Origin of the sequence: Streptomyces sp. NL15-2K, assembly GCF_030551255.1 — a bacterium.
Lineage (GTDB): Bacteria > Actinomycetota > Actinomycetes > Streptomycetales > Streptomycetaceae > Streptomyces.
Window position 1 is genome coordinate 7,381,821 of sequence record NZ_CP130630.1, and the last position, 23,692, is coordinate 7,405,512.

At 69.1% G+C, this 23,692-nt stretch carries 27 protein-coding genes and 2 pseudogenes; 25 read left to right on the plus strand and 4 right to left on the minus strand.

Annotation, left to right across the window (positions count from 1 at the left end; genetic code table 11):
* Window positions 1-101: 101 nt before the first annotated feature.
* The 20 genes and pseudogenes from Q4V64_RS33405 to Q4V64_RS33495 all read left to right on the plus strand — a co-directional run.
* Window positions 102-893: pseudogene (locus Q4V64_RS33405) on the plus strand (hypothetical protein); the annotation flags it as partial.
* 273 nt (window positions 894-1,166) lie between these two features.
* Window positions 1,167-1,874, plus strand: a complete 708-nt coding sequence (cpaB, locus tag Q4V64_RS33410) for a Flp pilus assembly protein CpaB (protein ID WP_124439519.1) — start codon at window positions 1,167-1,169, stop codon at window positions 1,872-1,874.
* 7 nt (window positions 1,875-1,881) lie between these two features.
* Window positions 1,882-3,138, plus strand: coding sequence for an AAA family ATPase (locus Q4V64_RS33415; RefSeq protein WP_124439518.1), 1,257 nt, complete (start codon window positions 1,882-1,884; stop codon window positions 3,136-3,138).
* Window positions 3,139-3,245: 107 nt separating this feature from the next.
* Window positions 3,246-3,569, plus strand: a complete 324-nt coding sequence (locus Q4V64_RS33420) for a pilus assembly protein (protein WP_253266894.1) — start codon at window positions 3,246-3,248, stop codon at window positions 3,567-3,569.
* Window position 3,570: 1 nt separating this feature from the next.
* Window positions 3,571-4,026 (plus strand): TadE/TadG family type IV pilus assembly protein, encoded by a 456-nt coding sequence (locus Q4V64_RS33425; RefSeq protein WP_124439517.1) that lies wholly within the window; start codon window positions 3,571-3,573, stop codon window positions 4,024-4,026.
* A 24-nt stretch (window positions 4,027-4,050) separates the two neighbouring features.
* The gene (locus Q4V64_RS33430; protein ID WP_124439516.1) at window positions 4,051-5,388 is read left to right on the plus strand and encodes a CpaF family protein; all 1,338 of its coding nucleotides are present in this window, start codon (window positions 4,051-4,053) and stop codon (window positions 5,386-5,388) included.
* Between the two features lie 10 nt (window positions 5,389-5,398).
* A complete protein-coding gene (locus tag Q4V64_RS33435) occupies window positions 5,399-6,343 on the plus strand; it encodes a type II secretion system F family protein (RefSeq protein ID WP_124439515.1) in 945 nt (314 codons plus the stop codon).
* Between the two features lie 20 nt (window positions 6,344-6,363).
* Entirely contained in the window at window positions 6,364-7,251 is an 888-nt protein-coding gene (locus Q4V64_RS33440; RefSeq protein WP_124439514.1) for a DUF5936 domain-containing protein, read from the plus strand.
* Window positions 7,252-7,261: 10 nt separating this feature from the next.
* Window positions 7,262-8,734: a histidine kinase gene (locus Q4V64_RS33445; protein WP_124439513.1), complete on the plus strand. Its 1,473-nt coding sequence runs from the start codon at window positions 7,262-7,264 to the stop codon at window positions 8,732-8,734.
* 28 nt (window positions 8,735-8,762) lie between these two features.
* On the plus strand, window positions 8,763-9,512 hold the full coding sequence (locus Q4V64_RS33450) for a response regulator transcription factor (RefSeq protein ID WP_124439512.1): 750 nt from the start codon (window positions 8,763-8,765) through the stop codon (window positions 9,510-9,512).
* 106 nt (window positions 9,513-9,618) lie between these two features.
* Complete coding sequence (locus Q4V64_RS33455) at window positions 9,619-9,816, plus strand: hypothetical protein (protein WP_124439511.1); 198 nt, start codon at window positions 9,619-9,621, stop codon at window positions 9,814-9,816.
* A complete protein-coding gene (locus tag Q4V64_RS33460; protein ID WP_124439510.1) occupies window positions 9,813-10,409 on the plus strand; it encodes a pilus assembly protein TadG-related protein in 597 nt (198 codons plus the stop codon). Before Q4V64_RS33455 ends, Q4V64_RS33460 begins: the two co-directional genes overlap by 4 nt.
* Before the next feature lie 34 nt (window positions 10,410-10,443).
* A complete protein-coding gene (locus Q4V64_RS33465; RefSeq protein ID WP_124439509.1) occupies window positions 10,444-11,022 on the plus strand; it encodes a hypothetical protein in 579 nt (192 codons plus the stop codon).
* Window positions 11,023-11,030: 8 nt separating this feature from the next.
* Window positions 11,031-11,651, plus strand: coding sequence for an OmpA family protein (locus tag Q4V64_RS33470; RefSeq protein WP_124439508.1), 621 nt, complete (start codon window positions 11,031-11,033; stop codon window positions 11,649-11,651).
* Between the two features lie 51 nt (window positions 11,652-11,702).
* Window positions 11,703-11,984, plus strand: a complete 282-nt coding sequence (locus Q4V64_RS33475; protein WP_124439507.1) for an Arc family DNA-binding protein — start codon at window positions 11,703-11,705, stop codon at window positions 11,982-11,984.
* The gene (locus Q4V64_RS33480; protein ID WP_124439506.1) at window positions 11,981-12,373 is read left to right on the plus strand and encodes a hypothetical protein; all 393 of its coding nucleotides are present in this window, start codon (window positions 11,981-11,983) and stop codon (window positions 12,371-12,373) included. The genes Q4V64_RS33475 and Q4V64_RS33480 overlap by 4 nt, the downstream gene beginning before the upstream one ends.
* A 90-nt stretch (window positions 12,374-12,463) precedes the next feature.
* Window positions 12,464-12,802: a helix-turn-helix transcriptional regulator gene (locus Q4V64_RS33485; protein ID WP_124439505.1), complete on the plus strand. Its 339-nt coding sequence runs from the start codon at window positions 12,464-12,466 to the stop codon at window positions 12,800-12,802.
* A 113-nt stretch (window positions 12,803-12,915) separates the two neighbouring features.
* Window positions 12,916-13,137 (plus strand): annotated as a pseudogene (locus Q4V64_RS55390) (PrsW family intramembrane metalloprotease); the annotation flags it as partial.
* Between the two features lie 253 nt (window positions 13,138-13,390).
* Window positions 13,391-13,615 carry a hypothetical protein gene (locus Q4V64_RS33490; protein WP_253266896.1) on the plus strand — a complete coding sequence of 75 codons (225 nt, stop codon included), beginning with the start codon at window positions 13,391-13,393 and terminating at the stop codon, window positions 13,613-13,615.
* A gap of 383 nt (window positions 13,616-13,998) precedes the next feature.
* Complete coding sequence (locus Q4V64_RS33495) at window positions 13,999-14,226, plus strand: hypothetical protein (protein WP_253266895.1); 228 nt, start codon at window positions 13,999-14,001, stop codon at window positions 14,224-14,226.
* 614 nt (window positions 14,227-14,840) lie between these two features.
* Here Q4V64_RS33495 and Q4V64_RS33500 read toward each other — a convergent pair.
* Window positions 14,841-15,659, minus strand: a complete 819-nt coding sequence (locus tag Q4V64_RS33500) for a DUF4394 domain-containing protein (protein ID WP_253266889.1) — start codon at window positions 15,657-15,659, stop codon at window positions 14,841-14,843.
* A gap of 321 nt (window positions 15,660-15,980) precedes the next feature.
* Between Q4V64_RS33500 and Q4V64_RS33505 the strand changes: the two genes are divergently transcribed.
* Together Q4V64_RS33505 and Q4V64_RS33510 are read left to right on the plus strand one after the other, a co-directional pair.
* Complete coding sequence (locus Q4V64_RS33505) at window positions 15,981-17,243, plus strand: PucR family transcriptional regulator (RefSeq protein WP_124439502.1); 1,263 nt, start codon at window positions 15,981-15,983, stop codon at window positions 17,241-17,243.
* 165 nt (window positions 17,244-17,408) lie between these two features.
* Entirely contained in the window at window positions 17,409-18,509 is a 1,101-nt protein-coding gene (locus tag Q4V64_RS33510) for an alpha/beta fold hydrolase (RefSeq protein WP_124439501.1), read from the plus strand.
* Here the strand turns inward: Q4V64_RS33510 and Q4V64_RS33515 are convergent.
* A complete protein-coding gene (locus tag Q4V64_RS33515; RefSeq protein WP_124439500.1) occupies window positions 18,506-19,489 on the minus strand; it encodes a LysR family transcriptional regulator in 984 nt (327 codons plus the stop codon). The two genes, Q4V64_RS33510 and Q4V64_RS33515, sit on opposite strands and share 4 nt — an antisense overlap.
* 123 nt (window positions 19,490-19,612) lie before the next feature.
* Between Q4V64_RS33515 and Q4V64_RS33520 the strand changes: the two genes are divergently transcribed.
* Window positions 19,613-20,872, plus strand: coding sequence for an MFS transporter (locus tag Q4V64_RS33520; protein ID WP_124439499.1), 1,260 nt, complete (start codon window positions 19,613-19,615; stop codon window positions 20,870-20,872).
* A gap of 53 nt (window positions 20,873-20,925) precedes the next feature.
* On the opposite strand, the gene Q4V64_RS33525 is transcribed toward Q4V64_RS33520, so the two are convergent.
* Window positions 20,926-21,294: a DUF192 domain-containing protein gene (locus Q4V64_RS33525; protein ID WP_124439498.1), complete on the minus strand. Its 369-nt coding sequence runs from the start codon at window positions 21,292-21,294 to the stop codon at window positions 20,926-20,928.
* An 89-nt stretch (window positions 21,295-21,383) separates the two neighbouring features.
* Between Q4V64_RS33525 and Q4V64_RS33530 the strand changes: the two genes are divergently transcribed.
* Entirely contained in the window at window positions 21,384-22,256 is an 873-nt protein-coding gene (locus Q4V64_RS33530) for an LLM class flavin-dependent oxidoreductase (protein WP_124439497.1), read from the plus strand.
* 73 nt (window positions 22,257-22,329) lie between these two features.
* Here Q4V64_RS33530 and Q4V64_RS33535 read toward each other — a convergent pair whose 3' ends face one another.
* On the minus strand, window positions 22,330-22,851 hold the full coding sequence (locus tag Q4V64_RS33535) for a DinB family protein (protein ID WP_253266888.1): 522 nt from the start codon (window positions 22,849-22,851) through the stop codon (window positions 22,330-22,332).
* A gap of 51 nt (window positions 22,852-22,902) precedes the next feature.
* Between Q4V64_RS33535 and Q4V64_RS33540 the strand changes: the two genes are divergently transcribed.
* Window positions 22,903-23,691, plus strand: coding sequence for a class I SAM-dependent methyltransferase (locus Q4V64_RS33540; RefSeq protein ID WP_124439496.1), 789 nt, complete (start codon window positions 22,903-22,905; stop codon window positions 23,689-23,691).
* Window position 23,692: the final 1 nt, after the last annotated feature.

Sequence of the window (23,692 nt, forward strand, 5' to 3'; positions counted from 1 at the left end):
TGAAGTCGACCGGGTGCGCCGGAGTCACGCCGACGGACCGACAGGCATGGGGATTCGGGGAGCTGCGCGTGCCAACTGCCATTGCCGTGACCAGTGCCGACATGGCGCTGCCGCCGCAGGATGAGCGAACCATGCCCGCGGCCGTCCTGTCGGACCTGGACCGCCAGTCCCTCGATCAGTCGCTGGCCGCCCTGCAGTCGCTGATCGACCAGCACGGGCATGTGATCGTCGTGTACTCGGGCGCGGTCTCCCCGGGAGTGGAGCGGCGCCTGTATACCGTGAGGAATCTCCTGGAGAGCGACCGGATCGCCCTGTTCCGTCCCGATCTGCCGCCCCTCGGACTCGCCGTGCTGGCCCGCCAGCTGCGGCAGCTCGCCTCCTGCGACCTCAGCCCCGGCGTGCTCGCCTCCGCCGGCCGGCTGCTCACGCACTACCTGCACGCCGGGGCGCTCCTCGGCTCCGTCGCCAAACTCGACCGTGTCCCCGTGGGCCTGAAGTCGCACGCCAAGTCGTGGGTGCCGGGAAGTCAGTTCGGCGTGCTCGCCCATCCGCAGCCTCAGCTCGTACGGATCGGGCCCGGCGCCACCCTCGCGGGGCCGGAGTTCGCCACCTCGATGCTCGTCGCCAAGGGGCAGCTCCAGTCCGACTGGGTCACCGCCGACCTGGCCAAGGCCTGGCGCGTGCAGGGCCTGCGCGAGGCCCCGCTGCCGGCCGAGTCCTCGGCCTGGTGGGGGACCGGCAAGCTGATCGAGTTCTGCACCTTCCTGCCCGACCTGTCGGTCCTGTACCAGCTGGTCACCTCGGTACGGCAGAGCGCGTGCCACTGGTGCGGCATCGAGGTCATCGGCGACCGCTGCGTCTTCTGCTCCGCCACAGCGCCCGTATCGCCCGTGTACGAGAACTCGCGCGCGTACGAGAAATCGCCCGCGTACGAGAGCTCATCCGCCTACGAGAGCTCATCCGCCTACGAGACCTACGAGGCCTACGGGACCCACGGCACCCGCGAGGCCCACGGGAACTCATCCGCGTACGGCAGCTCGCGCGCGTTGGAGAGGTCGCCCAGGTATCAGAACCAACTGCCCGCCGGGCCCGGATGAGCCGAACCGGCCGCCCCGTACCACCCCCGACCCCGCACGACCCAACCCCCCGATGAGGTTGCACGGTTCATGAACTCCCGTCAGCGCCGCGGCGTGATACTCCTGCTTCTGTCGGTCCTGTGCGCCCTCGGCGCGTTCGCCGGCGTGCTGTCCGTCATCAACGACGTAGAGTCCAAGGTCGGCCCCGAGGTCACGGCGTACCGGCTGAAGTCGGACGTGAAGCCCTACACCAGCCTCAACGCGGGCCAGTTCGAGAAGACCAAGATGCCCGAGCGCTGGCTGTCGGACACCGCGGTCACCGACCTCGCCGAGATCCGCGGCAAGATCGCCGTCACCACGCTGAAGGCGGGCTCCCTGCTGCAGAGCGACATGATCGTCGATCAGCCCGCTCTGCAGCCCGGGCAGCAGGAGGTCGCCATCATGATCGATGCGGCGACCGGCGTCGCAGGAAAGATCACGCCGGGTTCGACGGTCAACGTGTACGCCACCTTCGAGGGGCAGCGGGAGGGTGATCCCGCTCAGGCCAAGATCATCGTAACCAATGCCCGGGTCCTCGACGTCGGCGACCTGACCCCCCTCAAGCCCGATGCTGACGACCGCGCCCGGCAGGAGACCGAAGCCGTCCCCATCACCTTCGCGCTCGCCACCATCGACGCCCAGCGCATCACCTACGCCGAGTCGTTCGCCGAGGAGGTCCGGCTCGCGCTCGTCGCGCCCGGCACCGACACCGCCGTACCGGAGCAGGACCGCACCTACGAACTCGCGAAGGACAAGTGAGGCCCGCATGCCCACGAGGATCCTCCCGGCAGTCGGCGACGTCGACGCGGTCCGGTCCATCACGACGCTGCTCAGCCAGCTACCGGACGCGGAACCGGTGCCTCCGGTGGTCGACTCCACCCAGCTCATCGACACCCTCGCCCGCCTCGCCGCCGAGTCGATCGACGAACTGCCCGAGGTCGTCGTCGTCCACGAGCGCATCGGCCCCGTCCCCGCCCTGGAACTCATCCGCGAAGTCGCCCTCCGCTTCCCGGCCGTCGGCGTCATCCTCGTCACCTCCGACGCCAGCCCAGGCCTCTTCCAGGCCGCCATGGACTACGGCGCCCGCGGCCTGATCGCGCTGCCGCTCGGCTACGAGGAGCTGGCCAGCCGCGTCCAGGCGGTCGCCCAGTGGTCGGTGGGCGTACGGCGTCATCTCGGCGCCGGCGGCGACGTGTTCACCGGCGTCGGCGGCACCGTCGTCACGGTCAGCGGCGCGAAAGGAGGCGTGGGGGCGACGATGACGGCGATCCAGCTCGCCCTCGCCGCCCAGGCGTCCGGCCGTAGCACCGCCCTGCTCGACATGGACCTCCAGACCGGCGACATCGCCTCCTACCTGGACGTCCAGTTCCGCCGGTCGGTCGTCGACCTCGCCGCCATCACGGACATCTCGCCGCGCGTCCTCGCCGACGCCGTCTTCCGCCACGACACGGGCGTCGCGCTGCTGCTCGCCCCCGGCGACGGCGAACGCGGCGAGGAGGTCACCGACCGCGCCGCCCGCCAGATCGTCAGTGCCCTGCGCTCCCGTTACGAGGTCGTCGTCGTCGACTGCGGCGCCCAGCTGAGCGGGGCTGGCGCGGCGGCCGTGGAGATGGCCGACACGGCCCTGCTGGTCACGACCCCCGACGTGGTCGCGGTCCGGGGAGCCAAGCGGACGGTCCGGATGTGGGACCGGCTGCAGATCCGCAAGGCGGAGGAGACGACGGTGGTCGTCAACCGCCACACCCGCGGTACGGAGATCCAGCCCCCGCTCATCCAGAAGATCACCGGCACGGCCATCGCAGGCATCGCGATCCCCGCCAACTTCAAGGAACTCCAGGGCGCTGTGGACGCGGGCCGTGTGCACGAGCTCGACAGCAGGAGCACGGTGAAGCAGGCGCTGTGGGGTCTGGCCGGGGAGCTGGGGCTGGTCAAGGCGTCCGAGGGTGCCCATCGGGGTGGCGGCAGGCTCCGGGGCGACCGGGGGGCGGTCAGCTTCCGGCGGCGCAGAGAGCTGGGGAGATAGGGGTGCGGGGCTTGCGGGCGCCTTCCTTCGGCGGACGGGACGGTCAGCGGGACGGGCGATGGAGCAGCCGGCGGGACGACGGCCAGGTCACCATCGAGTTCCTCGGCATGACCCCGCTGATCATCCTGACGCTGGTGCTGATGTGGCAGTTCGTGCTGCTGGGATACACGTTCACGCTCGCGGGGAATGCTGCTGACGAGGCGGTGCGGGCGGGAACGGCGGCGGAGCCGGGGGCGCGGCAGGGCGCGTGCCAGGAGGCAGGGCTGGACAAGCTGCCGGGCGCGTGGACCGGCGAGGTGGAGTGCAACACGGCCGGCGGCTATGTCACGGCCGACGTCCATCTCGAAGTCCCCGTCCTCTTCCCCGGCTCGATCGGCTTCCCGTTCGAGGTCGAGGGCCACGCGGGCGCCGTAGAGGAGGCGAAGGACTGAGATGTCGTACGACGGGAAGGGGCGGGCTCGCCATAAAGGCTGCGAAGGCTACAAAGCCCGCGGAGGCCGCGGAGGCCGTGAAGGCCGTGAAGGCCGTGAAGGCCGTGACCGCGGCCAAGTCGCCCTCGAGTACCTCGGCTTCATCCCGATCCTGGTCCTCGTCGCGATGGCCGGCGTGCAGATCGGGCTCATCGCCTACACCGCCCAGCAGGCCGGTACGGCGGCCCGGGCGGGGGCGCGTGCCGCCTCGCTCGACCCGGGTGCCGCCCAGGAGGGGTGCCAGAACGCGGTCAGCGGCTGGCTGGCCGACGGGACCGAGTGCGCGGAGGCGCCCGGCGCCGACGAGGTCACCGTCACGGCCACCGTCCAGATCCCGTCGATCGTCCCCGGCTGGGAGTTCGACCCCGCCACCAAGACCGCCACCATGCCGCTCGACGCGACCACGACCACGGACTGACGCAGGAACGAGGAGCACCCCACCATGAGCCTGCGAGCACGCATCAACACCCCCGAGGACAACGGCAGCCGGGGCGAGGACGGCCACCTGGTCGCCTCCTACCGGGCCAAGCTGCTGGAGGAGATCGACCTCGCGGAGATGAGTTCGCTGGCGGCGGCCGAGCGCAGGGCGCGGCTGGAGCGGGTGCTCGGGCACATCATCAGCCGCGAGGGCCCGGTCCTGTCGACGGTGGAGCGCTCCCAGCTGATCCGGCGGGTGGTCGACGAGGCGCTCGGCCTCGGCATCCTGGAGCCGCTGCTCGAAGACGCGTCGATCACGGAGATCATGGTGAACGGTCCGGACGCGATCTTCGTCGAACGCGGCGGGCGGGTCGAGCAGCTGCCGCTCCGCTTCCCCTCCCACGACCAGCTGATGCAGACGATCGAGCGGATCGTGTCGACGGTCAACCGCCGGGTGGACGAGTCGAACCCGATGGTCGACGCCCGTCTCCCCTCCGGCGAGCGCGTCAACGTCATCATCCCGCCGCTGTCGTTGACCGGAGCCATCCTCACCATCCGCCGCTTCCCGCGCTCCTTCACCCTCCAGGAACTGGTCGGCTTCGGCTCCCTCGACGAGCACATGCTGTACCTGCTGGCGGGCCTGGTGCAGGCGAGGTTCAACATCATCGTCTCCGGCGCCACGGGCACCGGAAAGACGACTCTCCTGAACGCGCTCTCCGGGCTCATCCCCGACACCGACCGCATCATCACCATCGAGGACTCGGCCGAACTCCAGCTCCAGCAGCGGCACGTGGTCCGGCTGGAGTCGCGGCCCCCGAACGTCGAGGGCAAGGGCCGGGTCACCATCCGCGACCTGGTCCGCAACTCGCTGCGGATGCGCCCCGACCGCATCGTGGTCGGTGAGGTCCGTGGCGGAGAGTCGCTGGACATGCTCCAGGCGATGTCGACGGGCCACGACGGCTCGCTGGCCACCGTGCACGCCAACAACGCCGAGGACGCGCTGATGCGGCTGAAGACGCTGGCGTCCATGTCGGACGTCGAGATCCCCTTCGAGGCGCTGCACGATCAGATCAACAGCGCCGTCGACGTCATCATCCAGCTCACCCGCTTCGCCGACGGCGCCCGCCGCATCACGGAGATCGCGCTGCTCGACAGCCACGGCAGCGAGCCGTACCGGCTGGCCACGGTCGCCCGCTTCGACGCCGAGCCGATGTCCGCCGACGGCCGCATCTACGGCGCCTACCAGCACTTCCCCATCCCGCGCCGTACCGCCGACCGCCTCTACATGGCGGGCCAGCCCACGCCCCAGGCCTTCGGCGTGGCCCACTCCGCCGACCAGCTAGCCACCCGAGAAGCCAGGTAGGACCGCCCCCATGGAACTCGAGACACTCGTCACGCTCACCACCGGCATCGCGCTGCTGACCTGCGTACTGGCCGTCGTGGGCGTGCACACGTACGCCAAGGGCAAGGCCCAGCGGGCGGCACTGGTCGACCGCCTGACCTCCGCCGGCCAGATACCGGTCACCGGCCGCCGGCGCCACTTCCGCAACCTGGACCGCCGGCTGCGCCGTACGAACCTCGGCCGGAAGCTGGAACTCCGCCTGGCGGCGACCGGCCTGGACATCACCCCCGGCGAGTTCTTCGCCGCCATGCTGGCCGTGGTCGCGGGCCTGTGGCTGATCGGCCAGGCGACCCTGGCCCCCTTCTTCGGCCCGCTCGCGGGTCTGCTGGGCATCTGGGCGGCGGTCCAGTTCCTCAACTGGCAGCGGCAGCAGCGCATCGAGAAGTTCATCAACCAACTCCCCGAACTTTCCCGCATCCTGGCCAACGCCACCCACGCGGGCCTGGCACTGCGTACGGCGATCGGGATGGCGGCGGAGGAACTGGAGGCGCCGGCGGGCGAGGAACTCGCCAAGGTGGCCAACCAGTTGGCGGTCGGCGCGACGATGGACGACGCGCTGGGGGAAATGGCGGACCGCCTGCCGTCCCGGGAACTGGTCGTCCTGGTCACGACCTTGGTCCTGTCCAACAAGGCGGGCGGCCAGGTGGTGAGCGCCCTCCGGAACCTGACGGAGACGCTGGAGGAGCGCAAGGAGACGAGGCGCGAGGTCCGCACCCAGCTGTCCCAGGTCAACATGACGTCGTACGCGGTTCCGGTGCTGGGCGTGGGCTCGCTGTTCCTGATGAACGGCGTGAAGGACGGCGCGCTGGATCGTATGACGGGCTCACCGGTGGGCCAGGGGGCGGTCGTCGTGGCGTTCGCGCTGTACACGGTGGGTTTCGTCCTGATTCGCCGCCTGTCGCGGATCGACGTCTGAGGGCTGAGGGGACGCGAGCGATGGCACTCCTACTGGCACTGCTGATGGGCCTCGGCGTCTGGGGCATCTTCGCGGGCATCCGCATGTACCGGGCGGAGGCGAAGCTGCCCGGTGACCTGGCGGTCGCCCTGGAGGTCGGCGCCACCCGCACCGGCGCGGTGGACTCCCTGATCGACCGCATGGGCATGCGCTACGCCCCCGCGGTCCTACGGCTGATGGGCCCCAAGCAGGTCGCGAAGTACCGCCGCAAGATCGACCTCGCGGGCAACCCCGGAGGCCTGACCATCGACCGCTACGCGGCCCGCAGGGCGGTCTACGGCTTCCTGGGCGGCGTCGGCTTCCTGGTCTTCCTGCTGCGGGGCGACGTACTGGTGGCCCTGTTGCTGCTGGCCTTCGGCGCGTTCTGGACGGAGGTCGGCATCTGGTCGGCGATCCGGATCAGGAAGGACGTGATCGAGCGGACGCTCCCGGACTTCCTGGACGTGCTGGCGGTGGTGGTGAGCGCCGGGCTGGGCTTCCGCCAGGCGCTGGACCGAGTCGCCTCGAAGTACGAAGGCCCCTGGGCGGACGAACTCCGCATCACCCTCCGCCAGATGGACCTCGGCATGAGCCGCCGCCAGGCCTTCGCGGAACTGCGTCGTCGCAACGACTCCGAGCAGGTGGCGATGTTCGTGACGGCGTTGCAGCAGGGGGAGGAGCTGGGGGCACCGATCGTCGACACGCTGGTGTCCTTGGCCAAGGACATGCGCCGCACCGACGCGCAGAACGCCCGCCGCAAGGCCGCGCGGGCGGTGCCCAAGGCCACGATGATGATCACGACGTTCATGGTTCCGGCGACGATGATCCTGCTGGGAGCGGGGTTGATCTTGGGGTCGGGGACGGACTTCGGGTCGATTACGGGGGAGTAGGGGGAGGGCCATGTTGACGGTGAAGCGACGCGCGGCCGCCGATGGTGATCAGGCTCCACTGGGGCCACCTGCGCTGGACGACGAAACCAGTACGGGTGGTACCGGTGGTACTGCTGGTACCGGTGGTACTGGTGGTACCGCTGGTGCTGGTGGGAATCCAGACCCGGCCGAAGACCGGGCGCACGCCAACGCACCCGCACCCGCACCCCCACCCGCACTCGCACCCGCTCCCGTTCTCGCAATCCCAGTCCAGGTGAACGCCCTACAAGCCATGTGCCGCCAGGTCTTCGGCTTCCGCCTGGCCATGATCGCCCTGGCCGCCCCCGCCGCCCTCCTCAACGCCACCCCCGGCGTCGGAGCCCGCCTGGTCGGCGCGGCCGTGGTCCTCACCTTCATGACCTCGTACGCCCTCTTCAGAGACTGGGAACGCTTCGGCCCCCTCCTCCTGCGCCACCCCACCCTTCTCGCCCTGGACACCCTCTTCGGCTCCCTGCTCCTGATCTCCGCCGGCCCGGACAGCACCCTCGCCTACGTCAGCGTCTGCACTCCCCTCCTGGCCGGCATCGCCTACAGCTGGCGAGGCGCGGCAGTCTTCGCCTCCCTCCAGTCCCTGATCCTCCTCCTGGTCCACACCACCCTGGCCAACGGCCGCACAAGCCCCGCCGAGGCGCTGCTCCTCCCCGGCTTCTGCGTCATCACCGGCGCGGTCGGCTCCACCCTGCGCAACCTGATGCTGCGCTTCGGCGCGGCCACCCAGGCCCTGACGACCGTCAAGGCCCGCCTGGCCGTCACGGAGGCGGTCAGCGCGGAACGGGCCCGCCTGGCCCGGGAGATGCACGACTCGGTGGCGAAGACCCTCCACGGCGTGGCCCTGGCAGCCGACGGCCTGGCGTACTCGGCGGGCGCACGCGTCAAGGATCCCGCCCTCATCAAGCGGCAGGCGGAACTGGTCGCCCGCTCGGCCCGCAGAGCGGCAGCCGAATCCCGGGAACTCCTGGCGGACCTGCGTCGCGAATCCGACCCCGCCCACACCACGGACATACTGTCCGAACTGGCGGCCCGCACCCACGACTTCACGACCCGCACCTCACTCCCGGCCACCTACACGCCCACCGGCGACCGATCGACCCCCCGTGTCCCACCAGCCGTGGCCCGCCAACTCCTCACCATCGCAGCGGAGGCCATGGACAACGCCCACCGGCACGCGTCCGCGACCCGCGTAGACGTACAGGCAGGAGTCCACGGCGACGTACTACGCATCAGCGTGTACGACGACGGCCGAGGCATGCCTGCCGACACCACCCTCGAACACCTCCGCAAGGCAGGCCACTTCGGCCTGGTCGGCATGGTCGAGCGGGCGGCGTCGATCGGAGCCCGCGTCGACATCGGCCAGGGAGCCCACGAGAAGGGGACGGAAGTCCGCGTGGAACTCCCCTTGGCGGCTCTGAACCCAGAAAACCCAGAAAACCCGGAAAACCCCTGACTCTGACCCCCAGAAGAGGAGGCCAAAGATGCCCCGCACCCCCCTACGGGTCGTCGTGGCGGACGACAACCCGGTGGTCCGGGCAGGCCTCACCGCCCTGCTCTCCGGCCGCGAGGACATCACGGTCGCAGCGGAGGCGGCCGACGGCCGAGAGGCCTGCGAGGCGGCCCACCGCCACCGCCCCGACGTGATCCTCCTGGACGTCCGCATGCCTCGCATGGACGGCATCTCGGCACTCCCGTACCTGGTGGGGATCGCCCCGGTCATGATGCTGACGTACAGCCGAGAGACGGAGATCGTCCAGGAGGCGGTGCGGCGGGGGGCATGCGGTTATCTGGTCCACGGTGAGTTCACGGTGGACCAACTTGTCACGGCCGTGCGGGGGGCGGCCACCCCACGCATGGATGCGACTGCATACGAAGATACGGAAGCCGTCATTCCGCAGATGGACCGTGAACCACCCTCTCCACCAGGTCATTTCACCTTTCGAGGCGACCCTTTACCTCTCACTTCCCGCAAAGGGCTTTCGCAACTGCAATCAAGTGTGAGACAGTCGTCGAGGTTGCGGTTCCGGCTGAGTACGAGGGAGGCGGAGATCATGGACCTCATCGCATCGGGCATGAACAACCAGCAGATCGCCGCCACCTGCTTCATCAGCGAGAAGACGGTCAAGAACCACATCAACCGCATCTTCGCCAAGCTCCACAGCACGAGCCGCTCCGAGGCGGCGGCGAAGTGGCTGGGTACGGCGCCGGGTTCGCTTCGAGGACTGGGGTGAGCTGTGGTGGGGCGAGGGGGGAATTGGGCCCTGGGGCCCTGTCCCGGACGGGTCGTTCCGGTCTACGGTGCGCGTGCCGGAGGCGACGACACCCGAGGGGCAGACCATGAGCAACTGGATCAACACGACCATCTCGTACGTTCGGTCCCGCGCCGCTCGCAACGACAAGGGGCAGACTGCGGTGGAGTACCTGGGGATCATCGCGGTGGTGGTGGCGATTGTGTTGGCTATTACGGGGACGGATATCGGCAACACGATCTACACCGCGATCACGGACAAGATCAACGAAGTCATCGGTGGTTGACACGGCGCCGTAGGTATAGCGACGCAGGGCAGGCTTTCCCCATCTACATCGTGGTGGTGGCGGGCCTGCTCTTTCTCGCGTTCGCCTACCTCGCGGTCGGCCAAGCCGCAGCGAATCGGAACGGTGCCCAGACGGCAGCCGACGCGGCGGCACTCGCGGCGGCCCTTGACACCCGGGACCAACTCGCGGGCAAGTGGGTGGAGGACGTACTCGACCCCACGAAGTGGCAGGCCATCTTCGACGGCAACGGAGTGCCGTACGACGGCTGCGGGCGCGCAGTCCAACTGGCCGCGCAGAACGACGCCGGAGTGAACGACTGCTGGTCACCGAAGCTTCTGGAGTACACGGTCGAGGTGCAGACCAACAAGACCGTCGGAGACTCGATCGTCCCGGGTACGGAGGGCAAGAAGTCCACGGCATCCTCCACCGCCGTGATCGAGCCGCTCTGTACGTTCAAACTCCCCGGGGAGGGTGCAGGAGGCGACGTACTGCCGGAGCTCACCTGCAAGGACGCGGACTGGGAACTGGACCCGGACGACCTCGCCGATCTGCCGGATCCCGAGGACCTCTTCGACGTCCATCTGGCCGACTGACAAGCGAACGACGATTGACGAAGGACGCAGAGTGATGAGCATTCGGTTCACTACGAAGGCCCGCAGGGGGATGGTCGCGTTGACTGTCGCGGCCGGACTGGTCGTCGGTGTGGCCGGCTGCGGCGGGGGTGGCGGCGACAAGAAGCCGGAGACGTCGGCGTCTGCTTCCAAGACGGGTGGTTCCGACCCGAGTCCTCAGGAAGGTCAGTCCGACGAGCCGTTGGCGGAGCTGAAGGGCTCAAGTGGCCTGCTCCTCCAGATCACCTCTGCGCAGCGTGATGCCGGAGGCTTCGTCACCGTGAGCGGTGCCTTGAAGAACGACGGCGCCCAGCGCATCACGGTGCCCCCCGCTGTACGAGGGGACGAGACGGAGATCCTTCGGCACGGCATGTCGCTCGGGGGAGCGACCCTCGTCGACAGCAAGGATAAGAAGCGCTACTACGTTTTGCGCGACACGGATGGCCGTCCGCTCACGACGACAGGCTTTTCGTCGCTCAAGTCGGGTGAATCCATCGCCGTATTCCTCCAGTTCCCGGCGCCTCCTACGAGCACAGCTGAGGTGACCTTCCAACTGCCGACCTTTGCCAGTGCCCCCATCGAGATCTCTGGGTGAGGCGCACGATGACACCCATGGCTCCTCGCCTCGTTCTGACCGTCGCCGTCGCCACGATCCTCGCCCTCGGCACAACACCAGCCCAAGCCGACGACACCCCCAACGTCCCCCCAGGCACCGAACCCACCGCCACCGCCCCCGTAAACGTCGACGCCAACGACCCCGACCTCAAGCTCCCCGAGGGCGCCACCCTCGCCGAAGCCAAAGTCCTCGACATCAAGCTGGTCGTCGAAGACCAGAGCGGCGACGAACGCCGGGAAGACACCAACGCGGACGTGAAGTTCGCCCTCCAGGCCGAGGTGCTGTTCGGCAAGGACAGCGCGAAGCTGGGCGCGGAGGCGAGGGCCCGTATCTCGACGATCGCCGAGGAGATCAAGACCCAGAACTCGACGAGGATCCGCGTCTTCGGCTTCACGGACAACCTCGGCTCCTCCGCCCACGGCGATGTCCTGTCGCGGCAACGCGCCAACGCCGTACAGGCAGTCCTGGACCAGGAACTGAACGACGCGAATGTCACCTTCGAGGTACGCGGCTACGGCGAGCAGTACCCGATCTCGTCCAACGCGACGGAGGCGGGACGAAAGAAGAACCGACGGGTGGAGGTCTCCTTCCCGCGAACGGAGAGCTGAGAGGAGTGTGCCTCGGGCGCCATTGACGTATACGTCGCGTATACTAATGGCATGTCTGATGTCATGATCCGCGTGCCCGCCGAAGTCCGTGACCAGCTCGCCGCCGTGGCGGAGGCGCGTGGGACCAGCCTCCGTGCCCTTATGCAGGAGATAGCTGCTGAGACTCTGACCCCCGACCAGATCAAGGAGCGGGCCGATCGCACCCGTGCCCTACTTGCCGAGCTGTTCGGGCACTACGTGACGGATGAGGAATCCGCAGAGATGCGGCGCAAGATGCGGGAAGCCACTGCCGCTCACAGGGCTGCTCTCTCGGAGGCGGAGTCGTCCCGTTGAACAAGATCGAACACTACGTCCTCGACAGCCCCACGCTGCTGGCCATGGGTGGCAACAAGCAGGTCTCCGGCCTCATCCATGCCGCGGCGTCCAGTGATGACGTGCGCCTGTGGGTGCCCGTCTTGTGTCTTTTGGAGGCTGAGCGCGAGCGCACGGGGATCGTGGCGTACGCGGGTGTACTGCTGGACGTACTCCGAGTCATCGACGACGACTACGCGATGGCCATGACCGTCGCCGAGTTGCTCCGCGACGGTGTCGCTTTTGGCGTCGCAGCAGCCGTACACGTCGTGCGACCGAACCCGATGCTCCCGGAGGGGGCGCTGGTGGCCACTGTCGTGCCGGAGGCCTACGACGGGCTGGGAGTCAGGGTCATGGACCTGAATCGCTGACAAGCCCGACTCTGGCCCCCTGGGAGGAGCGGTACGCCGCTCCTCCCAGGGGGCACGGTGGATGCTCGTTACGTAGTTCCGGGAGGAGCCATGAACCACACCTGCTGGAAGCTGTCGCGGGAGCATAGAGCGGCTGAGGACTGCGTCGAGCCCTCAGAGATGGTTGCGGAGCGTGAACAGATTCGTCTGGCGCTCGCACTGGGACAGCTGGTGTACGACCGTCGAGTGGCCCTTGGGCTGACGCAGTCGGCCCTGGGTGAGCGCCTAGGGATGGCCGCCGACAAAGTGGAAGCCGTCGAACTGGGGGGTCTTCTCCCGATCACTGCGGATCTGCTGATCAGGCTGGCAGCGGCACTCGATGTCACGGTGGACCTGCATGTGGGCTCCGATGAGAGCAACACTGTGTCGTTCGACGAACACGCGGCCTGAGGTAGGAGTGTCGATCGGCCGCTGCACTCTACGGGGTCCTCCAGCTCTGCGCGCTCTCCTGGCCGACACGTTCCGTACGCCTCTCAACGGTGCTGCTGGCCGTCCTCGCAGGCATGTACGCCTGCGGGACGGCCGTGGCGCTCCTGGAGCTCACCTACACACGAGCGATCGCCGCCCAAACCGGCCGCTCACTGATCGAGGTGGTGAACACCACCGCCTACACCACGGCTCCGTGGGGGGAGGAGCTGTTGAAGGTGTCACCTCTCCTGCTGGCAGGCCTGTACGCAAAGGTCCGCCGCCAGTGGGGCCTGACGGACTTCACCATCCTGGGCGCCGCCCTCGGCGCAGGCTTCGGCCTGCTGGAAGCGCTCTTGCGCTACTCCCTGGACGCGGACCGCGCCCTGTCCCGCCACGACGGTTGGCTGATCCCCGACAGCCTGTCACCTCCCTACATCCCGGGCCCTGGCGAGGTGTTCACGTCCTGGCTTCCGTCTCCGGCAGCCACACTGCACCTCGGCCGGACAGGCGATGTCACGGTTGCGACCTTCACCCACCTCATGTGGACGACCCTGGCAGGACTGGCAGTTGGTGTCCTGTGGCGAGCCCCCGAGCTGGTGGAAGCCATTGGCGGCCATCCCCTTCGCCGCGGTGGTGGCCCACCACACGCTGAACAACTACGCCGCGGCGCATCCCGCCGGCGACGCCGACGAGTGGCTGGAAACGCTCAGCGGCAAGCTATGGGCCGCACCCCTGCTGGCGCTGCTCGTGGCGATGACGGCAGACCTGGCCTGCCTGCATCGCGGAAAGCGATGACTCCCCGGCGTACTGCTGGCTGGGGAGCGGACGGACGGCGACACCGCAGCCGCACTGATCCGCTACGCGTCCTGGCGCTTCCCCTGGACCCCGCTCATAGTCATCAGAGCAGCCCGAGCAGACACGCTCCGCCGCAGACGGCGACTCCTGAACTTGATCCCCTTCCTCCTGGTGCTCCCGTCCGTCCTCTTTCTGGGCGTCGGCTCGTTCAAATCCACGGCCGAACTCCAGGAGTACTTCACGACGGGCACCGGCCCGAAGATCCTCCAGGCCTTCGCGGCAGCCGCCCTGATCTGGACGGCCTGGCTGTTGACGGTGCTGCTTCGCACCTGGCGGCAAGCAGCGACCCAGCCCCTGGCCGAACATCTCGCCACCCAGTCGAGGTGGAACTCACCCATGAGTACGAAGAAGACCACGGGGTGCCGTTCCAGCAATACGACTCGCTGCTCACCGTCCGCGATTTCGATTCGAACCCGGAACGCCAGGAGACGACGGCGCGACGGATCTTCGAGTACTTGTCATCTCTCGGCCGCTACGACCTGATTCTCGTACGGGACCTGCAAGAACTGCTCGCCTCGTCCGGGCCGCAGTCGAAGCCGCAGTCGAAGTAGAGGACCGGAAGTTCGTATGCCGATCATCCGGGATCCGCTATGACCATTGAGAAGGCCGATTCTCCGCAGCTGGCCGGCTTCCATCGGTGTTGCCGGCCCCGTACCCGGCGGATTGTCCGCCGGTGTACGGGGCCGTGGTGGTCCTGCAGTGGGCTGCTCAGGTCGTGCCGTCCGCTGATCGTGAGCGGCGCCTGAGGTCCGCGTTCCCGCAAGCCGAACCATCCCTGTTGCGGTCCAGCTCAACGGGTCGTCCTTGCCGTAGTGGCGGTCACAGCAGGAGACCGTGGGGCTGATCTTCTTGGGCTTGGTCTCCTTCTGCGGGCCGGTCACCCTGCTCTGGGATCGTCCGCGAAGTCGTGGACGTGGGCCGACGGGGCTTCACCGGAGGCCTCCGCGAGGGCGGACGGGCCGGCCTTGTAGGTGAACGCATTCCGCTGTCGCCATACACTCGCCCCTTGTCGAACACCGACGTGATCTTCGGTCGGTCGCCCTTCAGCAGGTACGGCGGGGTGTGGACGGAGGCGTCGTGCTTCCATGTGCCGTTCCCCGGGTTGTCGCCCGTCGTCACCACGGCCTCCCCCTGTGGCGGACGAGACCGTGGCCTCCAGGAGTGGTCAGCTGCCCGTGAGGGTGAGGGCCAGGTCCGTGATGTTCAGTGGTAACTGGGAGACCTGGGCGACCGGCGTCGCCTCGCCGGTGAAGAGGTTGACGCTGTAGAGGGACGGCGTGGCGGCGCCCTTCGGGGTGAGCGTGGCGAAGGCGGCGACCGAGGTCGTCTTGCCGTTGGTCAGGTAGCTGAAGATGTCCAGGCCCGCGTTGGGGCCGGCGTCGAAGCCCAGGGAGCCGGTCGGGGAGAGGGTGCCGTTGTTGGCCGGCGCCTGGATGACGACCTGGTCCTTCGTGGTGTCGATGTCGAACAGCGTGGTCGCGGTCGCGGCGTTGAGGTCGTTGTTCGTGTATGCCGCGGCGGTGACGCCCCGGGTCGGCCCGGTGTTCGGCGGCGTGGTCAGGATGGTGTCCTCGACCGTGGTGTGGTCATGGAGGTTGTGCCGCAGGTTCTGGCCGTTGTCGCTGATCACGCGGAGCCGGTCGGCCGCCGGGTTGAAGTCGATGTCGAAGTTCGTCCCGTACAGCGCGACCTGGAGCTGGGAGACCTTGGTGATGACGACGTCGCTGGTGGCCGGCGGGGTCTTGATCGTGTAGATGCCGCCCTGGTCGCCGACGCCGTACATCAGGCCGTCCTGGACCCGGTAGTCGATCCCGATCAGCTTCTGGTCGCCGACCAGGCCAGTGATGGCCTTGACCCAGTTGAGCTCGCTCGGCTTGTCGGTGGTGAACGTGGCCATCAGGGTGCCGTCGCCGGTGATCCCGAACGCCCGCAGGCTGGGGGTGGCGGCGGGGGCGGCGGAGCCGGTGCCCGGCGCGCTCAGCATGAGCGCGGCCCCTGCGGACAGGACCGCGACCGCCGCCGCGATTCTCTTTCTTGTTCCCGTTCCTGTTCTGATTGCTGCTTTCATCGGTGTTTCCCCTCCGTTTGAACGAGCGCCATTCACGGACTGAATTCCGGCTCCCATTAAGCCCGCACCGACTCACCCCGACAAGCGGATCGAGTGACAAGAACGCCCCGATAAGGGAACTTTGCGCGCTGTGACAAAAACGCCGCCTACACACTCTTCACGCTTTCACCCATAGTGATAAATGGCCGTCCGGTTTTCGCCTGTCGACGCGTTCCCCGCAATGGCATGCTCACGGCCATGGATAGCCTCTTCGCCGAGTTAGCCCGGCAGGCGTCGGCCCACGCACGCCGGGAGGTCGAGACGTACGTGCGTGAGATCCCGGAGTTCGGGTTCCTGGACGCGAACCCCCGGGCCAGGTCCGAGGCGCTGGACTACGCCGTGTGGTTCAGGCGCCGCACGGTCGAACTGTCACCGGACAACGGTGAGTTGACCGAGGACGACCTCGGCTACATCGCGTCGATGGGCGAACTGCGGGCCGGGGCCGGAATGTCGTTCGAGTCCCGGCAGCGGGTCCTGGAACTGCACACCGCCCTCATGCTGCGCGAGATCAACGAGGCGACCGACGCCCAACGCGGCGGCAGCGTCGACGAACTTATGCGGCTCATGAGCTGGTTCGCCCCGCAGGGCGAGCGCGGCATCGGCGCCTACCGCAACGGCTTCGTCACGGTGCTGCGACGCCGTCTGCCGTACGTCGAACAAGTCGCCTTGCTGGCCAGATCGTTGCTGGCCGGAGACCCCACAGCGGCGGAACTCGCCCCGGTCGTGGGAATGGAGCTGCCCGAGCACTACGCGGTGACGGTGATCCGGGTGCCGGACCGCCCCGTCGGCGACCGTGACCTGGAGAGCGAGATCGAGGCACTGGTGAAGACTCATCAGGTGCCGGTGATGTGGTGCCCGAGGGGCGGAGGCCGGGGCGGTGAGCTGATCGCCCTGGTGCCCAGTGATGCCGGGGCCGGGACCGATGGCGGGGCCGATGCCGTGGCCGGCGACACCGAGGCGGTACGGCTGCGCGCCGTAACCGACCTCGTACCTGACCTCGTACACGATCTCGTACGGGACTTCGCCGATGCTCTCGGCCGCCCCTGCGCCGCCGGCACCGCGACTGGGCCGCTGTCCGAACTCGCCGACGCCCTCGACCGCGCCCGGCGGATCAGCAGGGCGGCCCCGTTGCGTCGGGCGTCCGCGCGGCTGCGGCCGCACACCATGGCGGACGTCTTCGTCGAACTCGCCGTCGCGGACATGCCGTTCGTCGACGAATGGCTCCGTACCGTGGCCGGGCGCCTCGAACCCGGCCCGGACCTCCTCGTCACGCTCGACGCGTACTACCGCTGTGACATGAACCGTGGCGCGGCGGCAGCGGCCCTCAACGTCCATCCGCGCACCCTGGACTACCGCCTGCGCCGCGTACGGGAACTCACCGGCATCGACCCGGGCTCGACACACGGCGTGCGGATCCTCAGCTCGGTCGTCACTCGGCGGCTGTCGGGAGCGTGGCACTGAACCCGTGGCCGGTGGTACAGGTCCTGATCGGCCACCACCTCCACGGTCCCAGCCGCTCCGGCCTCATGGTGCGAACGGCGATGACCGGAGGTGTCGGCAAGTGCACCATCGGCTGGGTGGGCAGGGCCATCGTGGCATCCGAAGTGCGTTCCTAGGCTCGTCGGTATGGCAGACAACGGAAACAACGGCGGCGCGCATGCCGCAGACAGCAGCACGGACACGGACACGGACACGGACACGGACACGGCCACGGATACGGACACGCACGGCACGGCCCCGTACCCCTCGGCACCGTCGCGACGCCACGCGTTACGGCGGCTCGCCGCATCGGCCGGCGGCGCCGCACTCGCCGTAGGTGTCGGCGCGGGAGTCGCTCGGGCGGCGACCGAGGGCGGCGGCACCGCACGACGTCCCCACACCGGCGTGCGTACGTACGTCCTCGTGCACGGCACGCACAGCGCCGGCGCGTTCTGGACGGCGATCGGGAGGGAACTGGCCCTGCGCGGACATCGCGTCGTGGCCGTGGACCAACCCCTGCACGGCACCGAGCGGTTCATGCCGAAGGCCTACCAGACGCAGGACCTCCGGGCTCTCGCGACGGAAGCCTCGCCGGTCGCCGCGCTCACCCTCGACGACTTCGAGCGGCGCGTCACCGGTGCCGTACGCCGTGCCGCGCGGCTCGGCGGTCCCGTGGTGCTGGTCGGGCACAGCCTGGGCGGTGCTTCGGTCAGCAGGGTCGCCGACGCCGTACCCGAACACCTTGCGCACATCTGCTACATGGCCGCGTTCTGCCCCAGCCGAAGCATGCCTTCCCCCGACGCCTGTACGGCCTCTCCCGAGGGACAACGCGCCATAAGCCCCGTGGACCGGATCATCGGAGACCCGGAGAAGCTGGGGGTGGTGCGCCTCAACTGGCGTACCTCCGACCGCCGTGACCTCGCGGCGTTCAAGGAGATGATCTGCGCGGACCACACGGACGCCGAGTTCCTGCGGGTACTGGAGGGCATGCAGACGGACGAGTCGACGACGGTGTACGCGGGGCGGGCCGTCGGCCGGGCGGGGACGTGGGGGCGGATTCCCCGCACGTATCTGCGGTTCGGCAAGGACAGGACCGTGGCCACGGAGCTCCAGGACCGAATGATCGCGGAAGCCGACGAACTCACCCCGGACAACCGTTTCACGGTCCACAACTTCCCGAACGCCGGCCACCTCGGCCCGCCCGACCCCACCCGCGTGACGGACCTCCTGCACGGCCTGCCCCTCTAGCGACCCGACAGGTTGTTTTCCATGGTTCCGTCGCTGCGGCGTGGTGTCGTCGCCCGGGACCCCCAGGAGGGGAGCCAGGCCGTCTCGGGGAGCGGTGCCAGGCTTCCGAAGTGGTTGATGATCGCCTGGAGGCCTGGGTGCGGATTCGCTCGGGGGAGGATGAGCGAGAGCGGGTATGCGAGCGTCGGATTCACGATCGGGATGCGGCGTAGGTCGTGGTTCGTCGGCCAGGTGTACCGGTCGCGCGAGCCTACGAGGGTTGCCACGTCCGCGGAGTCCGCGAGGAGGTCGAGGAGTACCTCGTCGCCGAAGTGCGGGCCGGCGGCGTCGATGCGGAGGTCGAAGTCGGTGGCGAGCTGATCGTAGAACTCCGCCCATTCGCTTCCCGGCGCGATACCCGGCACCCAGATCCGGTGCCGGCGCAGCTGGGACGGTGTGAGTGTTCGTGCGGAGGCGAGGGGGTGCCTCGGGCCGACGAGGAGTTCCAGCGGGGAGTCGAACGCGTGGATCATTCGCACCTCGCGCGGCAGTGTGGCCGGGTCGGTGACCGAGCGGAACGAGGCGTCGATGTCGCCCGCTTGGACGGCGGTGACCGCGACACGCGGGTCGTTGACCCTGAGAGTCACCACGTCGAGGTCGGTTTCGGGATGCGACCGCCAATAGTCGTGCAGGATGACGGCCTGCGCGGATCGCAGGCCGAGAACGTCGATCCGAAGGGCCCGCGAGCCCGGTCGGATCGCGGTGATGGCGCGATCGACACCCGTGATGATGTTCCGGGCGTGCGGGAGGAAAGCCCGGCCGTCGAGTGTCAGTTCGACCCCGCGGGCGGTGCGGGTGAACAACCGGACGTCGAGTTCGCGCTCGAGGGTCGCGATCCGCTTCGACACGGCCTGTTGCGTTACGCCGAGCTCGTCGGCGGCGTGTCGCAGCTGTCCGAGCTCGGCCGCGCGGACGAACGACCGCACCGCCTCGGTATCCATTGAGCCAGCCTAGACGTGCCCAACCGATGGTTGTGGCTCGCCCGGGAGTCGGTTGTTTGATCCCGCGGCGGTGCGGCCGGTGTGATGCGGAGACCCGGACATCGGTTGTCGCGAGGGAGTCGCATGGGCGTGCGGTTGGGGCGCGGTTTCGGTTGGCTGTGGTCGGCCTACGCCGTCAGTACGTACGGTACGTGGATCGCCTTCGGCGCGTTCCCGCTGATCGCGGTTGGAGTGCTGCACTCCTCGGCATTCGCCGTGTCGCTCCTGGAGGCGGTCGGGCTCGCCGTCGCGGCGATCGTCGCGTTCTCGCTCGGGCCGTGGGTTGAACACCGGGCCAAACGTCCGGTGATGATCGCGATGGACCTCATCCGGTTCGTCGCGATGGCAAGTGTCCCGATCGCGTACGTCCTCGGCCTGCTTTCGTACGGCCAGCTGCTGGTCGTCTCCGTCATCTCCGGGACCGCGAGCATCGCCTTCACTGCCGCGTCCGGCGCGTATCTGAAGTATCTCGTCCCCAGCGATCACCTCCTCGTGGCGAACGGGAGGTTCGAGGGCACGAGCTGGGTGGCGACCGCCGCGGGCCCGCCCCTCGGTGGTGCACTCATAGGGTTGCTCGGCCCGGTCGTCACCGTCATGGCCGACGCCCTCAGCTACCTGCTGTCCGCGCTCGGGGTCCTCCGCATCCGCGGAGGCGACGTCGCGGCACCCCGTGGCCGGGCCACCAGGTTGCGCGGGGCCGACCTTCTCGGCGGCTGGCGGTTCATCCTCCGCGACCACGCACTGAGGCGCCTGTTCCTCAACCAAATCCTGGTCGGCGGCCTCATCATGGCCACCGCCCCGCTCCTGTCCGTCCTCCTGCTGGGCCAGTACCACTTCCCGGCCTGGCAATACGGTCTTGCCTTCGGCATCCCGGCGCTCGGCGGCTTCGTGGGCGCCCGCCTCTCCGCGCGCCTCGTGACCCGCTACGGCCGGCACCGGGTCATGACCGTCTCCGGCTGGCTGCGATCGCTCTTCCCACTCGGCCTCACGTTCATCCGTCCCGGCATCCCCGGGCTCCTCACCGTGATCGTCGTCGAGGGCCTGATGATCACCTGCATGGGCATCTTCAATCCGATCTACGCAACAGAACGCCTGCAACGGATTCCCGCGGATCACACCGCCCAGGTCCTCAGTACATGGAGTGCGATCAGCAAACTCCTACAAGCCGCCCTGATGGTGATCTGGGGCATTCTCGCCACACTCACCAGCCCGCTCGCCGCGATCACCATGTCCGGCGTACTCCTGCTCGCCACCCCGCTCTTGCTGCCCAAACGGATACATTTGCCCGCCCGTGAGCCCGCCCGTGAGCCCGCCCGTGAGCCCGCCTCTGAGCCCGCCCCCTGAGCCCGTCGCGCCGGCCGAAGACGTCCGGGCCGCATGACGCCCCGCGACGCCCCCTACCCGGTCACCACCTCCACCTCCACCCGCACCCCGGCCCGCAGACCCCACGCCTTCATCACCCCGGCCTCCGCCTCCAGCACATGCCGGGCCCGCACCCTCGGCATTCCCAGCCGCCCCGGCGTCATGGTGCGTACGGCGACGACCTCGAGGTCGCGGTCGAGGTAGGCGACATCGATGGGGATGCGCATACGGAAGGTGTGCACGCTGTTGGCGGGGGAGAGCAGGATCGCCCCGTCGACGGAGTCACGGCCCAACAACCCTTTGGTCCGGGCCCGATACGACGCCGCGATCTCCAGCGGAACCGAAACAGGCCCCTGACCCCCATGGACGACCAACGTCCCCCGCCCATCACTCCACCGCCGCATACCGCCCCCTCACCCGGCCGCCGCCCCCGATGGGGCGACTGACTCGTAAAGATGTTGTCCGACACGGTCTCGGTCGGTAGGAAGTTCTCATGACTGGACTCGGTGCCGTGTTCCGACCCCAACTTCCCCCCGAGCGGCTGCGCGCGCTCGCCCAACTCGCCGACGAGACCGGGCTCGAAGAGCTCTGGCTGTGGGAGGACTGTTTCCGGGAGGGCGGGATCTCCACCGCGGCGGCCGCCCTCGCCTGGACCGAGCGGGTGCGCATCGGCGTCGGGCTGCTGCCCGTGCCGCTGCGGAACGTCGCCATCACCGCGATGGAGGCGGCCACGCTGCACCGGATGTTCCCCGGGCGAGCCGTCCTGGGCGTCGGGCACGGCGTGCAGAGCTGGATGGGGCAGGTCGGCGCGCGCGCCGAGTCCCCGCTCACTCTGCTCCGCGAGCATCTCGTCGCGCTGCGCGCCCTGTTGCGCGGGGAGCGGCTCACGACCGACGGTCGGTACGTCAAGCTCGACGACGTCGCCCTCGACTGGCCGCCGGACGGTGCCGTCGAGGTGCTCGCCGGGGCCACCGGGCCGCGCACACTGCGCCTGTCCGGTGAGGCCGCGGACGGTACGGTCCTCACCGCCTCCACCGCGCCCGACGGCGTACGACGGGCGCGCGCACTCATCGACGAGGGACGGAAGGCGGCCGGCCGCACCGACCCCCACAAGGTGATCGTCTACCTCCTCACCGCCACCGGCCCCGACGCCGCTGCCCGGCTGCGCGCCGAGCTCGTGGAAGAGGGCCAGGAGTCCGTTCCGGACCTCGGCGTCGCCGGGGACGCCGGCGCCGTCGCAAAGGCCGTCCAGCGACTCGCGGACGCCGGCGCCGACACGGTGATCCTCCAGCCGACCGCCGACGAACCGGACCCGGAGGGCTTCCTGCGGTTCGCGGCGGAGGAGGTCCGGCCGCTGGTGCCGTGAACGACGTACGGCTGACGTACGGCTTCGGCCGTGACCGACGCCGACCCGGAGGCGTGGCCCCCGGCGACACCGCTCACCCCGGCCGATGATCCCCCGTCCCCCCATCGATCAGCTCCCGCACCACATCCATGTGCCCCGCATGTCTCGCCGTCTCCTCGATCAGGTCGACCAGGACCCAGCGCAGGGTGACGGCGTGGTCCCGCCACCGCGGCCGGCCGACCGCGTCCAGGGGCAGCTCGGTGATCGTGCGGTCGGCGGCGGCGCGGGCGCGGCCGTAGAACGCGACGATCTGTTCGGTCGTCTCGCCGTCGGCCGCGCTCATGTCCTCGCCCTTGTAGGGGTCGAACCACAGCGGCTCGACCTCGCGGCCGAAGCTCTCCACGAACCACCCGTACTCGACGGACGCCAGATGCTTCACCAGGCCGAGCAGACTCGTGCCCGACGGTGTCATCGGGCGGCGCAACTGTTCGTCGTCCAGCCCCTCCAGTTTCCACAGCACCGCCTCGCGCACGCGGTTCAGACTCGCGTGCAGGGTCTCCTTCTCGCCGCCCGCGTAGGGCATGCCCGTGATCCCGGGGTCCGTGGTCTGCGTCATGCCGCGAAAATTATCAGCGGGCACTGACAACGGCCTGCGACGATCAACCCCATGGTCTCCCGACACACCCGCACGTTCGAGAACCTCGTCGCCGAGGGCGCCGCCGTTCCCACCGAGGGCTGGGACTTCTCCTGGTTCGAGGGGCGGGCCACCGAGGCGCGGCCCTCCTGGGGGTACGCGCGGTCGATGGCAGGGCGGTTGGCCGGTGCGTCAGCCGCGCTCGACATCCACACCGGGGGAGGGGAGGTCCTGGACTTCGCTCTCGGCGCCGCCGCGAAGGCCCCCGTGCTCACCGTCGCGACCGAGGTCTGGCCGCCGAACGTGGCAAAGGCCGGCGCCCTGCTCCGCCCGCGCGGCGTCGCCGTCGTCGCCTCGCCCGAGGACGCGCCGCTGCCCTTCGCGGACGACACCTTCGACCTCGTCGTGAGCCGGCACCCCGTGCGCGCCGACTGGCCGGAGATCGCCCGTGTGCTGCAGCCCGGGGGCACGTACTTCGCCCAGCACGTGGGCCCCGGCAGCGCCTTCGAGCTCGTCGAGTACTTCCTCGGGCCCCAGCCCGACCAGCGGCACAGCGCCCGCCACCCCGACCGGGAGCGCGAGGGCGCCGAGGCCGCCGGCCTGGAGATCGTCGACCTGCGCGCCGAGCGGCTCCGCATGGAGTTCTACGACATCGCCGCCGTCGTCCACTTCCTGCGCAAGGTGATCTGGATGGTCCCCGGCTTCACCGTCCAGGCCTACGAGCCCAGACTTCGAGCCCTGCACGAGCGGATCGAGTCCGAGGGCCCCTTCGTCGCGCACAGCACCCGCCACCTCTTCGAGGCCCGCAAGCCCCGCTCGTGAC

Excerpts from the sequence above, each read along its gene's own strand:
- cpaB (WP_124439519.1), top strand. The coding sequence starts at position 1,167 with ATGAACTCCCGTCAGCGCCGCGGCGTGATACTCCTGCTTCTGTCGGTC.
- Q4V64_RS33415 (WP_124439518.1), top strand. The coding sequence starts at position 1,882 with ATGCCCACGAGGATCCTCCCGGCAGTCGGCGACGTCGACGCGGTCCGG.
- Q4V64_RS33420 (WP_253266894.1), top strand. The coding sequence starts at position 3,246 with ATGACCCCGCTGATCATCCTGACGCTGGTGCTGATGTGGCAGTTCGTG.
- Q4V64_RS33425 (WP_124439517.1), top strand. The coding sequence starts at position 3,571 with ATGTCGTACGACGGGAAGGGGCGGGCTCGCCATAAAGGCTGCGAAGGC.
- Q4V64_RS33430 (WP_124439516.1), top strand. The coding sequence starts at position 4,051 with ATGAGCCTGCGAGCACGCATCAACACCCCCGAGGACAACGGCAGCCGG.
- Q4V64_RS33435 (WP_124439515.1), top strand. The coding sequence starts at position 5,399 with ATGGAACTCGAGACACTCGTCACGCTCACCACCGGCATCGCGCTGCTG.
- Q4V64_RS33440 (WP_124439514.1), top strand. The coding sequence starts at position 6,364 with ATGGCACTCCTACTGGCACTGCTGATGGGCCTCGGCGTCTGGGGCATC.
- Q4V64_RS33445 (WP_124439513.1), top strand. The coding sequence starts at position 7,262 with ATGTTGACGGTGAAGCGACGCGCGGCCGCCGATGGTGATCAGGCTCCA.
- Q4V64_RS33450 (WP_124439512.1), top strand. The coding sequence starts at position 8,763 with ATGCCCCGCACCCCCCTACGGGTCGTCGTGGCGGACGACAACCCGGTG.
- Q4V64_RS33455 (WP_124439511.1), top strand. The coding sequence starts at position 9,619 with ATGAGCAACTGGATCAACACGACCATCTCGTACGTTCGGTCCCGCGCC.
- Q4V64_RS33465 (WP_124439509.1), top strand. The coding sequence starts at position 10,444 with ATGAGCATTCGGTTCACTACGAAGGCCCGCAGGGGGATGGTCGCGTTG.
- Q4V64_RS33470 (WP_124439508.1), top strand. The coding sequence starts at position 11,031 with ATGACACCCATGGCTCCTCGCCTCGTTCTGACCGTCGCCGTCGCCACG.
- Q4V64_RS33475 (WP_124439507.1), top strand. The coding sequence starts at position 11,703 with ATGTCTGATGTCATGATCCGCGTGCCCGCCGAAGTCCGTGACCAGCTC.
- Q4V64_RS33485 (WP_124439505.1), top strand. The coding sequence starts at position 12,464 with ATGAACCACACCTGCTGGAAGCTGTCGCGGGAGCATAGAGCGGCTGAG.
- Q4V64_RS33500 (WP_253266889.1), bottom strand. The coding sequence starts at position 15,659 with ATGCTGAGCGCGCCGGGCACCGGCTCCGCCGCCCCCGCCGCCACCCCC.
- Q4V64_RS33505 (WP_124439502.1), top strand. The coding sequence starts at position 15,981 with ATGGATAGCCTCTTCGCCGAGTTAGCCCGGCAGGCGTCGGCCCACGCA.
- Q4V64_RS33510 (WP_124439501.1), top strand. The coding sequence starts at position 17,409 with ATGGCAGACAACGGAAACAACGGCGGCGCGCATGCCGCAGACAGCAGC.
- Q4V64_RS33515 (WP_124439500.1), bottom strand. The coding sequence starts at position 19,489 with ATGGATACCGAGGCGGTGCGGTCGTTCGTCCGCGCGGCCGAGCTCGGA.
- Q4V64_RS33520 (WP_124439499.1), top strand. The coding sequence starts at position 19,613 with ATGGGCGTGCGGTTGGGGCGCGGTTTCGGTTGGCTGTGGTCGGCCTAC.
- Q4V64_RS33525 (WP_124439498.1), bottom strand. The coding sequence starts at position 21,294 with ATGCGGCGGTGGAGTGATGGGCGGGGGACGTTGGTCGTCCATGGGGGT.
- Q4V64_RS33530 (WP_124439497.1), top strand. The coding sequence starts at position 21,384 with ATGACTGGACTCGGTGCCGTGTTCCGACCCCAACTTCCCCCCGAGCGG.
- Q4V64_RS33535 (WP_253266888.1), bottom strand. The coding sequence starts at position 22,851 with ATGACGCAGACCACGGACCCCGGGATCACGGGCATGCCCTACGCGGGC.
- Q4V64_RS33540 (WP_124439496.1), top strand. The coding sequence starts at position 22,903 with ATGGTCTCCCGACACACCCGCACGTTCGAGAACCTCGTCGCCGAGGGC.